Source organism: Streptomyces sp. NPDC005423 (genome assembly GCF_040606415.1).
Taxonomy (GTDB): domain Bacteria; phylum Actinomycetota; class Actinomycetes; order Streptomycetales; family Streptomycetaceae; genus Streptomyces.
Genome location: NZ_JBEXET010000005.1, coordinates 117,194 through 129,912, shown reverse-complemented (window position 1 = coordinate 129,912; position 12,719 = coordinate 117,194). Strand labels below are relative to the sequence as shown.

11 protein-coding genes are annotated in these 12,719 nt (G+C 72.5%); 5 read left to right on the top strand and 6 right to left on the bottom strand.

Annotated features, from left to right (window positions below):
* Positions 1-23: 23 nt before the first annotated feature.
* Positions 24-866 carry an NmrA family transcriptional regulator gene (locus ABZT12_RS09565; protein ID WP_356380027.1) on the bottom strand — a complete coding sequence of 281 codons (843 nt, stop codon included), beginning with the start codon at positions 864-866 and terminating at the stop codon, positions 24-26.
* 72 nt (positions 867-938) lie between these two features.
* Between ABZT12_RS09565 and ABZT12_RS09560 the strand changes: the two genes are divergently transcribed.
* Positions 939-1,628 (top strand): DUF6597 domain-containing transcriptional factor, encoded by a 690-nt coding sequence (locus tag ABZT12_RS09560; protein WP_356380024.1) that lies wholly within the window; start codon positions 939-941, stop codon positions 1,626-1,628.
* On the opposite strand, the gene ABZT12_RS09555 is transcribed toward ABZT12_RS09560, so the two are convergent.
* Positions 1,611-2,012 carry a VOC family protein gene (locus ABZT12_RS09555; RefSeq protein ID WP_356380021.1) on the bottom strand — a complete coding sequence of 134 codons (402 nt, stop codon included), beginning with the start codon at positions 2,010-2,012 and terminating at the stop codon, positions 1,611-1,613. The genes ABZT12_RS09560 and ABZT12_RS09555 overlap by 18 nt on opposite strands.
* A 61-nt stretch (positions 2,013-2,073) precedes the next feature.
* A complete protein-coding gene (locus tag ABZT12_RS09550) occupies positions 2,074-2,703 on the bottom strand; it encodes a VOC family protein (RefSeq protein WP_356380018.1) in 630 nt (209 codons plus the stop codon).
* Between the two features lie 388 nt (positions 2,704-3,091).
* Here ABZT12_RS09550 and ABZT12_RS09545 point away from each other — a divergent pair, with 388 nt between their 5' ends.
* Positions 3,092-3,754 carry a ThuA domain-containing protein gene (locus tag ABZT12_RS09545; protein ID WP_356380277.1) on the top strand — a complete coding sequence of 221 codons (663 nt, stop codon included), beginning with the start codon at positions 3,092-3,094 and terminating at the stop codon, positions 3,752-3,754.
* Here the strand turns inward: ABZT12_RS09545 and ABZT12_RS09540 are convergent.
* A complete protein-coding gene (locus ABZT12_RS09540; RefSeq protein WP_356380015.1) occupies positions 3,717-4,829 on the bottom strand; it encodes a substrate-binding domain-containing protein in 1,113 nt (370 codons plus the stop codon). The genes ABZT12_RS09545 and ABZT12_RS09540 overlap by 38 nt on opposite strands.
* 508 nt (positions 4,830-5,337) lie before the next feature.
* Here ABZT12_RS09540 and ABZT12_RS09535 point away from each other — a divergent pair.
* Positions 5,338-6,963, top strand: a complete 1,626-nt coding sequence (locus ABZT12_RS09535) for a carboxylesterase family protein (protein WP_356380012.1) — start codon at positions 5,338-5,340, stop codon at positions 6,961-6,963.
* A 113-nt stretch (positions 6,964-7,076) separates the two neighbouring features.
* Here the strand turns inward: ABZT12_RS09535 and mmuM are convergent, their stop codons facing one another.
* On the bottom strand, positions 7,077-8,027 hold the full coding sequence (gene mmuM / locus ABZT12_RS09530) for a homocysteine S-methyltransferase (protein ID WP_356380009.1): 951 nt from the start codon (positions 8,025-8,027) through the stop codon (positions 7,077-7,079).
* A gap of 442 nt (positions 8,028-8,469) precedes the next feature.
* On the opposite strand from mmuM, the gene ABZT12_RS09525 reads away from it, so the two are divergent.
* Positions 8,470-9,618, top strand: a complete 1,149-nt coding sequence (locus ABZT12_RS09525) for a glycoside hydrolase family 43 protein (protein ID WP_356380007.1) — start codon at positions 8,470-8,472, stop codon at positions 9,616-9,618.
* Complete coding sequence (locus ABZT12_RS09520) at positions 9,618-11,030, top strand: RICIN domain-containing protein (protein WP_356380004.1); 1,413 nt, start codon at positions 9,618-9,620, stop codon at positions 11,028-11,030. The genes ABZT12_RS09525 and ABZT12_RS09520 overlap by 1 nt, the downstream gene beginning before the upstream one ends.
* A gap of 2 nt (positions 11,031-11,032) precedes the next feature.
* Here ABZT12_RS09520 and ABZT12_RS09515 read toward each other — a convergent pair whose 3' ends face one another.
* On the bottom strand, positions 11,033-12,712 hold the full coding sequence (locus ABZT12_RS09515; RefSeq protein ID WP_356380001.1) for a rhamnogalacturonan lyase B N-terminal domain-containing protein: 1,680 nt from the start codon (positions 12,710-12,712) through the stop codon (positions 11,033-11,035).
* Between the last annotated feature and the right edge of the window lie 7 nt (positions 12,713-12,719).

Sequence of the window (12,719 nt, the reverse complement as noted above, 5' to 3'; positions counted from 1 at the left end):
ACTTCTGGTTTTGGGCACGGCGGCTAAGCCTTCCAGACACCGGCCGCCGCCGCCTCACGCGCGAACTCCGCGAAGTCGCGCGGCTCCCGGCCGAGCACCTCCCGCACCCCGTCCGACAGATACGCGTTGCGCCCGTCGAGCAGCGACTCGTACAGCTCCACCAGGGCGTCGACCTCCCCGGCCGCCGCCCCGAACCCGGCCAGACGCTCCGCGTACGCGCGGGCCGGCACCGGCCGGTACGCCAGCTCGCGCCCCGCCGCCCGGGCGATCTCCGTGACCGCCTCGCCGAAGGTCAGCAGCCTCGGCCCGGAGACGGTCACCGCCTGTCCGGCGTACCGGTCACCGGCCGTCAGCACGGCCACCACCACGTCGGCGACGTCCCGCGCGTCGACGAACGGCTCGCGTACCGCGTCGGCCGGGAAGACCAGCTCGCCGTTCCTGAGCTCCGCCGCCGCCGGCCCCTCGCCGAAGTTCTGCGCGAACCACGCGGCCCGTACCACCGTCCACTCCGCGCCTGACTGCCGCAGCGCCTCCTCGGTGGGCCGGGCCCGCTCCTCGCCCCGCGCGGACAGCAGCACCAGCCGCCGTACGCCGAGCCCGACCGCCTCGCGCGCGAGCAGCCCGACCGAGCGGGCCGCGTCCGGCGCGCCGACGTCGGAGGGAAAGACCAGATAGGCGGCGTCGGCGCCCCGCAGGGTGCCCGCCCAGGTCGACCGGTCCGTCCAGTCGAAGCCCCGCTCCCGCGTGGCCGCCCGCACCGTGAGCCCCGCCGCGCCCGCGGCCTCCGTCACCCGCCGCCCGGTACGACCCGAGGCCCCGGTCACCACCACTGTCATGTTCTGCGTGTTTCGCGCGCTCTGTGTCATACCTTCCAGTGAACTCCGCCGCGAGCGGCCCGGGCCATCACCCCCAGGGATCGTCGACGTAGCCTGGGAGACGTGTACGCGGAGCGGGTGTCCCGGCTGCCGGGCGCGGTGGTGTGGAGCCGCACCCTCGACGACGGGTCCGCCGTCCGGCCGGTGCTGCCCGACGGCTGCATGGACCTGCTGTGGAGCGAGGGCCGCCTGCTGGTCGCCGGCCCCGACACCCGCGCCCACGTCCCTGGGGGAGCCCCCGCGCGCTGGGCCGGCGTCCGGTTCCGCCCCGGCGGCGCGCCCGCCTTCCTGGGCGTTCCCGCGCACGAGCTCCGTGACCGGCGCGTCGACCTCGCCGATCTCTGGCCCGCCGCGGCCGTACGGCGGCTGAGCGCGCGTATCGACGCCGCCGCCGACCCCGTCACCGCGCTCGAACAGCTCGCCCTGGACCGCGCGGCCGGATCACCCGCCCCCGACCCGCTGCTACGACCGCTCGTGGCGGCCCTGGACGCCGGCCGCCCCGTCGCCGCCACCGCCGACGAACTCGGCCTCGGCGTACGCCGGTTGCACCGGCTCTCGCTGGCCGCCTTCGGGTACGGCCCCAAGACCCTGGCCCGGGTGCTGAGGTTGCGGCGGGCCGTCGCACTGGCCCGGGACGGCGTGCCCTTCGCGGTCACCGCCGTCCGTACCGGCTACGCCGACCAGGCCCATCTGGCGCGCGAGGTGAGGGAGTTGGCGGGGATGCCGCTGGGGGAGCTACTCGCTCTCGGGTAGCGGCGCGAAGAGGTCGACGCCGTTGCCGTCGGGATCGTGGACGACGGCGTACCGCTGGCCCCAGAAGGCGTCCCACGGCTTGAGTTCGCCGTGGTGTCCGGCGCCCACCAGCTCCTCGTACACCCCGTCCACCTCGCCCGGCGACGCGCACGCCAGCGCCAGCGAGGCCCGGCCGCCGCCGGTGGGGGCCCGCCACTCCGGGTGGAAGGAGCGGACCGTCTCCTCCGTGTCGAGCAACAGCCTTAGCCCGCCCGGCAGTCGGGCCTCGGTGTGCGGCTGGTTCGCGGCATCCTCGGGGAAGTCGAGTCCGAGCCGGCGGTAGAAGGTGACAGAGGCGGCCATGTCGGAGACGACAAGGCCGATCGCGTCGAATCGTGGAGTCATGCGGTCACCGTAGGCAGGGACATGGCGACGGGTCTTGAACGGATCGGACAGGCGGTCCGGCTCACTCGAAGGTGACCGGCCCGTGTGGGGTGTCCAGCGTGAAGGAGAGGCCCACCGGGCCCTCGGTCAGGGGCAGTTCGACACCCACGGCGGACAGCAGTGGCCGGATCTCCGCCGGGTCGGGCGCGCTCGCCGACAGCGCCAGCAGGGGTGCGACCGGCAGCGTCGACGCCGTCGGATGGGCCGAGGAGCCCCAGTCGATGAGGAACGGCACCAGCCCGGAGGGGTGCGCGGTGTCGCCGTCGGTCAGCCGCCACTCCAGCAGCGTCCCGTCCGGCCGTCGGCGGCTCATCGCCCGCACCGGTCCGGGGTCGTACCCGACGGCGCGTGCCGCCGCCACCGCCGCGTCCAGGTCGGGCGGGCTGATCGCCCAGGTCACCGTGCGCGCGACGGCCAGCCCGTCGACACCGATGGGACGCGGACCGACCGGCTCGGGCTGCGCCGGGTCCGGCCCCAGGATCTCCAGATAGCGGCAACCGCCCAGCGCGACAAGGTAGTTGCGCGTACCCCGGCCGACATGGACTCCGCCGTCGGCCGGAGCGACACCGGTCCGCCGGGCGAAGTCGGCGACGGTCGCCGCGAGATCCGGGGTCGCGAGGACGAGATGGTCCAGGGTGGCGACGGTATTCATTACCGTCGAATCTACGGACACCCGTGCCCGCCTTCAAGGGAGCGGACCGCTGTCCGTAAAACGCCGGTACGGCAGGATGGCCGGGTGACCCGTCCCCAGCGCCTCGTGCCGCTGCCCGCCCCGCCGGCCGGCTGCCGCACCGAGAAGGCGACCGACCCGGGCGCCGATCCAAAGCAACTCCCAGGACATGAAAGGGCGTTGGGCGTCAGGCCGGAGCTGGTCAAGGCCGGTGACCGGCGAGGCCGGCACACACACCACCTGCGTACGCGACGGCGACTCCTGGTCAAGGATGTGGGTGAGGGGGGTTGAGCGCTCCCCGGCCACCCAGGCCACCACAAGCACCCCGGCCACCACAACCCCCGAACCCCTGCTGCCCCGGGACCCCCGAATGACCGCCACCCGGCTCCTCGCCTACACCCGCACCACCGCCTACCGGCACGACTCCATCCCCGCCGCGGTGCGCGCCCTCCGCACGCTCGGCCCCTTCGAGGTGGACACCACCGAGGACCCCGCCGCCCTGGAACAGCCCCTGGACGGCTACGCGGCCGTCGTCTTCCTCTCCACCAGCGGTCAGGTACTGACCCCGCCCGGACGCCAACGGCTCGCCGCGTACGTCGAGTCGGGCGGCGGTTTCGTCGGCGTGCACGCGGCGGCCTGCACCGAGGAGGACTGGCCGTACTACGGCGAACTGCTCGGCGCCCGGTTCGCCCGCCACCCCGCCCTCCAGCCCGGCCACGCCGTCACCGAGGACCGCGACCATCCCGCCACCCGACACCTGCCCGCCGTATGGCGGTTCACCGACGAGTGGTACGACTTCCGTTCCAGCCCCAGGAGTTCGGTACACGTCCTGCTCTCCGCCGACGAATCCTCCTACGAGGGCGGCAGGATGGGGGACGACCACCCGCTGGCGTGGTGCCACGAGAAGGCGGCGGGCCGCGTCTTCTACACGGCCCTCGGCCACGCCGCCGAGGCCTACGCCGATCCCGACTTCCGCGCGCATCTGCTGGGCGGCATCACCTGGGCGGCCCGGCCGGGCCGAGCGGGTCGATGACAAGGCACGACTCTGCGGCGTCGGCCCCGGGCCGAGGCCGGGGGCGGGCGGTGCTCGCCCGTTCCACCAGCCGCGTCGACAGCTCCGTACGGGTGCCCTCCGGGCGGTCGCCGTTCATCAGCCGGACGAGCAGGCGCAGGGCGGTGGCGGCCATCTCCGACAGGGGCTGGCGGACCGTGGTCAGCCCCGGGGTGACCCAGCGGGCCTCGGGCAGATCGTCGAAACCCACCACGCTGATGTCGTTTGGCACTCGTAACTCCCTTTCCCAAAGGGCCTCGTAGACACCGAGGGCCAGCCGGTCCGAGCAGACGAACACCGCGCTGGGCGGCTCCGGCAGGTCGAGCAGTTCCCGCACGCGCACCCGGACCGGCGCCTGTTCGAAACCGCCGTGCCGGACGTACTCGGGGCGCAGGCGTACCCCGGCGGACGCGAGGGCCGAGCGGTAGCCGGCCACCCGGGCGGCGGCGGCCATCGTGAGCCGGTGGCCGGCCACCACGGCGATCCGCTCATGGCCGAGCGACAGCAGGTGTTCCGTCGCGGTGACCCCGCCCTGCCAGTTGGCCGCTCCCACCGAGACCACACCGGGCGGCGGCTCGTGCGCGGGGTCGATCATCACGTAGGGGACGCGGTGCTGTCCGAGCCAGGAGTGCTGGGCCGGCGTCAGCTCGGCCAGGTCGAACAGCACGCCCGCCGAACCCCGGCCGACCAGCTTGTCCAGCCAGCCGCGCTCCGCCCGGTCGCCCCGCCCCCGGCTCGCCCCGGCCGACACGACCACCTCAAGGCCCGCCTCGTACGCAGCCTCCTCCACCCCGCGCAGCACCGCCCCCGACCGGGAACTGTCCAGCGAGTGCACGACCAGGTCGACCAGCCCCGGCGCCTTCGACGCGTCGAACCGCGGTCTGCGCACATAACCGAGCCGTTCCAGCGCCTCGGTCACCCGTCGTCGGGTCTCCGGCGCCACGTCCTCGCGGCCGTTGACCACCTTGGACGCGGTCGGCACGGAGACCCCCGCCTCACGGGCCACGACCGCGAGCGTCGGCCCCGCCGGCCCGCCCGCGTTCCCCCCAGCGACCATCGCGAACCACCTCTCCGGCCCGCCCGAGGGCCCCGAAAGTTGCGACCGGCGCTCCGTCCGCGCCCAGGCCGCTCAGCCGTCCAGAAAGCGCTTCCTACGATAGGTCCGGCACAGCGCGGCGGGAAGACCAGCGGATTCGCGAAACCGCCGAGCTCCGCCCTCTCGAAATACCGGGCGAGGGGAGAGGCGTACGGAGAGGTGCGCGGAGAGGCGTGCGGAGAAGCACGCCGAGGGGCGCGCACCACGGGCCACGCGCGGCGCGCTCCGGCCGTACGCTCGCGTACCGGCCCGCGCCCGGCTGCCTCGCACGCCGTCCGAGCGCCCCCAGGACCGCCCAGCCGTCCTCGCCCAGCCGTCCTTGTCTCACCCTCCTTTGTCCCACCCTCCCTGTCCCACCCACATCGTTCAGCCGCACCTGTCCAGCCGTCCTCGTCCGGCGGAATACCGGAGCGCGATGTGATGCTCTGATGAGCGCGGTTCACGAGCGTGGTGAGGAGCTGGTGGGCACATGACGACGGCGCGGACGGTACGGCGGACCGGCGCACAGACGGACCCCGTGGCCCGGACCCCGTACGGGGCGGTGCGCGGCAGCTACGAGAACGGCATCGCGGTCTTCCGGGGCATCCCCTACGCGGCACCCCCGTTCGGCCCTCACCGGTTCCGCCCGCCCGTCCCGCCCGAGCCCTGGACCGGCGTACGCGAGGCGCTCGCCTTCGGCCCCACCGCTCCCAAGCCGCCGTACTCCGAGGCCTTCGCCAAACTGCTCTCCGACCCCGCCGTCCCCGGCGACGACTGCCTCAACCTCAACGTCTGGACACCGGAACCCGGCCCGGGTGCCCGCCTCCCCGTCATGGTGTGGCTGCACGGCGGCGCCCTCACCCGGGGCTCGGCCGCCGTCCCCGTCTATGACGGAAGCACCTTCGCCCGCGACGGCGTCGTCTTCGTCTCCCTCAACTACCGCCTGGGAGTGGAGGGTTACGGCCTCTTCCCGGACACCCCCGCCAACCCCGGCCTGCGTGACCAGCTCGCCGCACTGCGCTGGGTGCACCGCTCCATCGCCGCCTTCGGCGGCGACCCCGACCGGATCACCCTCGCCGGTCAGTCCGCGGGCGCGATCAGCGTCGGCGCCCTGCTCGCCGCCCCGCAGGCCCAGGGGCTGGTCCGGCGGGCCGTCCTGCAGAGCGGCCCCCCGGAGGCGTTCGACCGCGACAAGGTACGGCGGATGGTGCGCCGGATGGCGGCCCGGCTCAAGGTCCCCGCCACCGCCGAGTCCTTCGCCGCCGTCGACCGTGACCTGCTGCTGCGCACCCAGGCCGATGTGGGCTGGCTCAGCAGCCCCGTGCTGGGCGGTCCCTCCTTCGGTCTCGTCGTCGACGGCGACCTGGTGCCGCGCGATCCGCTGGAGGCCCTCATCGACGGCGACGCGGCCAAGGGCGTGGACCTGCTCATGGGCTGGACCAGGGACGAGTACCGGCTCTGGCTCGTCCCGGGCGGACTCCACGAACGCGTCGACCGGCTCGGTCCGGTCGCCCTGGCCGGTGCCATGGCCCGCTGCCACTGCGGCCACGAGGTACCCCGCGGGTACCGGGCACTGCACCCCGAGGCGAGCACCGTCGAAACCGTCGGCCAACTGGTCACCGACCACCTCCTCCGCTACCCCCTCCACCGCCTCGCCGACGCCCGCCCCGGCTCCTCGTACCTGTACGAGTTCGCCTGGCCCTCCGCCCTCCCCGGCCTCGGCTCCTGCCACGCCCTCGAACTCGGCTTCGTCTTCGACACCGGAGGCATCGCCGAGTCCGCCGAACTCGCCGGCGGAGAGGCCCCGTTGGAACTGGCCGAGGCCATGCACTCCGCGTGGGTGCGGTTCGCCGTGGACGGGGACCCCGGCCGCGGCTGGCAGCCCTGGGACGACTCGCATCCGGTCCGGGTGTTCGGCGAGGGGGCGCCGTACACCGCTCACGGACCGCGCGACCGCGAGTTCGCCCTGTGGGCGGCCGACAGCGACCGTCGGGAGGATCAGGACGAGGCGGCGACGGAGAGGGCGTGGTCACGGGAGGCCCGGACCGCGCGGGCCATGGAGCTCCGGTCCGTGGTCCGCCGGCTCCGGGGAACGGGAGACGTACGACGGGCGTGACCCCGGTCGGGAACCGCGTGCCAGCCGGAGACGGTGACCTCGGCCGGACGTGACGTCAGCCGGAAGTGACGTCAGCCGAACGGACAGGGCGGGGCAGGGCAGCGCGACAGGCCCTACGCGCCCGGCGCATCCGATGCGCCGGTCAAGGTTTCGGCGATCGCGCCGATCGCTGGGGGCCCCACCCGGCAGCAGCCCCCGATCAGCCGCGCCCCGGCCGCACGCCAGGCCAGCACCTCATCCGCGGCGAAGGAGGAACGCCCCGTCCACGCACGGGCCCCAGCGTCCCAGGTCTCGCCGCTGTTGGGGTAGACGACGACCGGTTTGCCGGTGACACGGGCGGCCGTCTCGACGGCGCCGGGCACGTCCTGCGGGAGGCAGCAGTTGACGCCGACGGCGATGATCTCGTCCGCCTCGGCGGCCAGGGCGAAGGCCTCCTCCAGCGGCTGACCGGCGCGGGTGCGGTCACCGGCCACGCTGTACGAGAGCCAGGCCGGCACCCCGAGCCCGCGCACCGCCCGCAGCAGTGCGGCGGCCTCGTCGGCGTCCGGCACGGTCTCCAGCGCCAGGACGTCGGGTCCGGCCGCGGCCAGCGTCTCCAGTCGGGGCCGGTGGAAACGTTCCAGTTCGTCCACGCTCAGGCCGTAGCGCCCCCGGTACTCGGAACCGTCCGCGAGCATCGCCCCGTACGGTCCGACGGACGCGGCCACCCAGAGCGGACGCGGGACGCCCCGGCCGTGCGCCCGGCGTGCCGCCTCACGCCCCAACTCCACGCTCAGCGCGAGGAGTTCGGCGGCCCGCCGGCGGTCGATCCCGCGCCTGCCGAAGCCCTCGAAGGTGGCCTGGTAGCTGGCGGTGATCGCCACGTCGGCGCCCGCCTCGTAGTAGGCGAGGTGGGCCTCGGTGATCGCCTCGGGCTCTTCGGCGAGCAGCCGCGCCGACCACAGTTCGTCGCTCAGGTCGTGCCCGGCGGCTCCGAGCTGGTTGGACATGCCGCCGTCGAGGACGACCGTCCCGGCGGCGAGGGCATCGGCGAGGGAGGCGGCGGCGGGAACATCGCTGGTCATACGGTCGACGCTAACCGATATGCCGCCACGCGCCGAGTGGTGTCCGGTCGGCGAACAGCTCGCCCACCGTATGCAGTCGCCGGAATACCGTCGTCCCGCAGAGCCTGGGACATGGAACGGCCGGTCCACCGCCGCGCCGTACAGGATGTCGCCGCTCCCGCTCCCGCTCCCGCTCCCGCTCCCGCTCCCGCTCCCCGCGCTCGCGACCGCCAAGTGCCGGCCCCGGCCCCGGCGCTGAAAGCGCTCTCTCTTCGTCGCGTCAGACCCGTTGACCTCACGCTGCCGCCCCCTTACCTTTTCGGCGTTCGTCATGACAGATGGCATTCGTCATCTCGAACGCGCACCGCCCTCGCCCCTCACTCTCGACCCCACGCCCGCCCCTCGACCCCACACCCGCCCTCGACCACACCCCCCACACCCCACCCCTTCCGAGAGGCAGCGCATGAGCCGCGATCACGACCTGCCCCAACCCCCCGGCCGGAGAACGCTGCTGAAGGGTGCCGCGCTCGCCGCCGGCGCCCTGGCCGTGGGTCCGGCCACCGCCGTCACCGCTTCGGCGGCCACCGGCACCGCCGCCCCGCACCCGGCGGCGCCCCCGTTCGTGAACCCCCTCGTCCGGCAGCGCGCCGACCCCTTCGTCCTCCGCCACTCCGACGGCGGTTACTACTTCACCGCCACGGTCCCGGAGTACGACCGGATCGTCCTGCGCCGCGCCCGTACCCTCAACGGGCTTGCCACGGCTGCCGAGTCGGTGATCTGGACCAAGCACGCCACCGGCGCCATGGGTGCCCACATCTGGGCGCCGGAGCTGCACCGGGCCGACGGCAAGTGGTACGTCTACTTCGCCTCCGCGCCCGCCGAGAGCGTCTGGGACATCCGCGTCTGGGTCCTGGAGAACGCCAACCCCGATCCGTTCCGCGGGACGTGGACCGAGCGCGGCCAGATCACGACGGCCTGGGAGACCTTCTCCCTGGACGCCACCACCTTCACCCACCGGGGCAGCCGCTATCTCGCCTGGGCGCAGCACGAACCCGGCATGGACAACAACACCGCCCTGTGGCTCTCCAGGATGGCCGACCCCTGGACGCTGACGGGACCTCAGATCCGGCTCTCCACGCCCGAGTTCGACTGGGAGTGCGTCGGCTACAAGGTGAACGAGGGCCCCGCCGTGATCGCCCGCAACGGCCGGCTGTTCCTGTCCTACTCGGCCAGCGCCACCGACCACCACTACTGCATGGGCCTGCTCACCGTAGACGCGGACGCCGACCTGATGGACCCCGGGAACTGGGCCAAGTCGCCCGTCCCCGTCTTCACCAGCAACGACACCACCCGCCAGTACGGCCCCGGGCACAACTGCTTCACGGTGGCCGAGGACGGCCGTAGCGATGTCCTCGTCTACCACGCCCGGCAGTACAAGGAGATCACCGGCGACCCCCTGGACGACCCCAACCGGCACACCCGGGTGCAGCGCCTCGGCTGGCACCGGGACGGCACCCCCGACTTCGGTGTCCCGGTCGCCGACACGGTCACCGTGCCGGGCCCGACCGCCGGCTCCGGCTCCCACTCCGCCCTCGGCAAGGAGAACGCCTGATGTCCAGACGTGTGTACGCGGTCCTGCTCGCCCTGGTCTGTACCCTCGCCGCCGCCCTGGTGGCCGCGGGACCGGCCCAGGCGGCGGCCCAGACCGTCGCCAACGGTACGCAGTTCACGGACACTTCGGGCGCCGTCGTGCACGCGCACGGCGGCGGGGTGATCAAGGTGGGCGGCTACTACTACTGGTTCGGCGAGGACCGCAACGCCGACAACACCTTCCGCTACGTGGACGCCTACCGATCCACCGACCTGAAGAACTGGGAGTTCAGGAACCACGTCCTGACCCAGTCCAGCGCCTCCGAGCTGGCCACCGCCTACATCGAGCGGCCCAAGGTCGTCTACAACGCCTCCACCGGCAAGTTCGTGATGTGGATGCACAAGGAGAACGGCGTCGACTACAGCCAGGCCCGCGCGGCCGTCGCCGTCTCCTCGACCGTCGACGGCGCTTACACCTACCAGGGCAGCTTCCAGCCGCTCGGCGACAACATGTCCCGGGACATCACGACGTTCGTCGACACCGACGGCACCGGCTACATGGTGTCCGCCGCCAACGAGAACTACGACCTGCACATCTACCGGCTCACCGCCGACTACACCGGCATCGACAGTCTGGTCGCCAACCCGTGGGTGGGCGGCCACCGCGAGGCCCCGGCCCTGTTCAAGCGCAACGGCGTCTACTTCATGCTCACCTCGGGCGCCACCGGCTGGAGCGCCAACCAGCAGCAGTACGCCACCGCGACCAGCCTCGGCGGACCGTGGACGTCCTTCACCAACGTCGGCGACTCCACCGCCTACAACTCCCAGACCGCCTACGTCCTCCCGGTGGCGGGGAGTTCGGGCACCTCGTACCTGTACATGGGCGACCGCTGGGGCAACTCCTTCGGCGGGACCGTCAACGACTCCCGTTACGTCTGGCTGCCGTTGACCTTCCCGACCGCCACCTCGATGTCCATGTCCTGGTATCCGGAGGTCACGGTCGACACCGTCGCCGGCACGGTCGGCGGGACGAGCGCCACGTACAACACGCTCGTCGGCAGGGCGTCCGCCAAGTGCGCGGACGTCCCCAGCCAGTCGCTGTGGCAGGGTGTCGCGATCAGCCAGTACACCTGCAACGGCGGCACCAACCAGAAGTGGTGGTTCAAGGACCTCGGCACCGGCTACTACGCACTCGTCAACCGGAGCAGCTCCCTGTGCCTCCAGGAGAACTCCGCCAGTGTCACCCAGGAGAACTGCGTCGGCTCCACCGCCCAGCAGTGGAGCCTGACCACGTCGGGGAGTTACGTGCTCGTCAAGGCCCGGGCGAGCGGCAAGTGCCTCGACGTCTCCGGCGCGTCCACCGCCAACTCCGCCGCGATCATCACGTACACCTGCAACGGCGGCACCAACCAGCAGTGGACGCGCGGTACCTGACGTCAGGTCAGCAGGTCGATCGCGTCGACCGACGTGCCCGCGCTCAGGAAGGAGGTCGTGCCCGAACCGCTCGCCACGTAGATCTTCAGCGTGTTGTAGGCGCTGGTGTCCGTCAGCCAGGCGGACGCCGGGACGCTGTAGGTGAACGTGTGGTTGTTGCCCCGGTAGGAGCCCACGGTCAGTGACCGGGTGCTCGGCTGGGTGGGCGGCGAGGGGACGGCCGAGGTCCAGGTGTCGTTGACCACGATCTGCGGCCGGCCGTTGGCGTAGGCCGTGGTCACGCCGATGCGCAGGGTGTGGGCGGCGGCGGCCTGGGCGGCGGTCAGCCGGAAGTAGACGATGATGCCGCTGTTGACGTCCTTCCACAGATAGCAGGGGAACGCCGAGGTCTCGGTGCCGCTGCCGACGACGACGTTGCCGGTCCAGGAGGCGGCCCGCACGTCCGACGGATGCGCGTACGTCATCAGGTCCGCGTTCTTGAACCCGCCCGGCGAGCCGTCCCAGTTTCCGATCCGCCAGATCGCGCCCGCGTTGGAGGGATCGTTGGAGGAGGGGATCGCGATGCTGTTGAGCGTCGTGGTCCCGCCCGCCGTGACCGTCACCGATGAGGTGGTGACGGCGAGTTCACCCTTGAAGACGGTCAGCGTGTACGTCCCCGGCAGGACCCCCGCGATCGAGAAGTAGCCGTCCGAGGCCCGCGCCGAACCCCAGTACTGGGCGGCCGAGTTGGCGAGTCCGACCGTGTACGCGTACGCCGTGTCGCGGCCCGTGATGCCCACCCCCGCGACCCGGCCCCGGCCGCCGGCGGCCACGTATCCGGAGAGGGGGAGCGAGTCCGCCCACGCGGTGGTGAGGTTGGCGTGGTACAGCGCCGAGGAGGGTGCGCCGCCGTCCGTGAAGGCGATGACGTACGGGCCCTGGAGGCCGAAGCGCTGCGCCTCCGTCTGGTTCTCGCCGTAGTACAGGATCTCGTACAGGCCGCCGCCGTCCGTGCTCTGGTGGCGCAGCAGGGAGCGGTAGAAGGGGCCGCCGGAGGCCCTCTCGTGGTTGCTGCGCACGACCCACAGTCCGACCCCGCCGGCGCTCCAGCCGATGTAGTCGTAGTCGATGACCCGGTGCTTCGCGTAGTGCTTGGAGCGGGTTTGGCCGTCGGACTTCTCGAAGACGTCCGCGGACTCGACGGTGGTGGGCGCGTAAGTGTAGGAATCCGGTTCGTCGTTAAGGAACAGGCCGGCCTTGACGCGCACGATGTAGCGGGTCGCGCTCACGGAGGTGTCGGCCTTGTTGGTCCACAGGTAGACGTTGTTCTCACCGCTGCGGGCCGCGTAGTAGTGCTTCAGTGTGCCGTGCGTGACCGAGACGAGGATCGTCGAACCCGACTGCGTGATGGTCACCGTGGACGTGCCGAGCCCGGACTCGACATGGGAGTTCATGCCGCCGTAGCCCTGGTACTCGGTGCCCTTGTAGACCAGCGAGGTCAGGTCGCCGTTGGTCTTGCTGACCTTGAGGACCAGGGAGGCGCCGGTGTCGATGACGTAGTTCGAGCCGTCGTCGGTGTAACCGAAGCTCGCGGCGGACGCGCTCGGGGCGAGCGGTCCGGCGAGGGCCGCCGAACCGGTCGCGGCGGCGGTGCCGAGCACGAAGGTGCGGCGGCGGACCGGTCTGTTCACGGATCCGGACATGGGGGGT

What these genes read in the sequence shown, in the direction of transcription:
- ABZT12_RS09565 (WP_356380027.1), bottom strand. Translation starts at nt 866, where the DNA reads ATGACACAGAGCGCGCGAAACACGCAGAACATGACAGTGGTGGTGACC.
- ABZT12_RS09515 (WP_356380001.1), bottom strand. Translation starts at nt 12,712, where the DNA reads ATGTCCGGATCCGTGAACAGACCGGTCCGCCGCCGCACCTTCGTGCTC.
- ABZT12_RS09555 (WP_356380021.1), bottom strand. Translation starts at nt 2,012, where the DNA reads ATGACTCCACGATTCGACGCGATCGGCCTTGTCGTCTCCGACATGGCC.
- ABZT12_RS09520 (WP_356380004.1), top strand. Translation starts at nt 9,618, where the DNA reads ATGTCCAGACGTGTGTACGCGGTCCTGCTCGCCCTGGTCTGTACCCTC.
- ABZT12_RS09540 (WP_356380015.1), bottom strand. Translation starts at nt 4,829, where the DNA reads ATGGTCGCTGGGGGGAACGCGGGCGGGCCGGCGGGGCCGACGCTCGCG.
- ABZT12_RS09525 (WP_356380007.1), top strand. Translation starts at nt 8,470, where the DNA reads ATGAGCCGCGATCACGACCTGCCCCAACCCCCCGGCCGGAGAACGCTG.
- ABZT12_RS09550 (WP_356380018.1), bottom strand. Translation starts at nt 2,703, where the DNA reads ATGAATACCGTCGCCACCCTGGACCATCTCGTCCTCGCGACCCCGGAT.
- mmuM (WP_356380009.1), bottom strand. Translation starts at nt 8,027, where the DNA reads ATGACCAGCGATGTTCCCGCCGCCGCCTCCCTCGCCGATGCCCTCGCC.
- ABZT12_RS09535 (WP_356380012.1), top strand. Translation starts at nt 5,338, where the DNA reads ATGACGACGGCGCGGACGGTACGGCGGACCGGCGCACAGACGGACCCC.
- ABZT12_RS09545 (WP_356380277.1), top strand. Translation starts at nt 3,092, where the DNA reads ATGACCGCCACCCGGCTCCTCGCCTACACCCGCACCACCGCCTACCGG.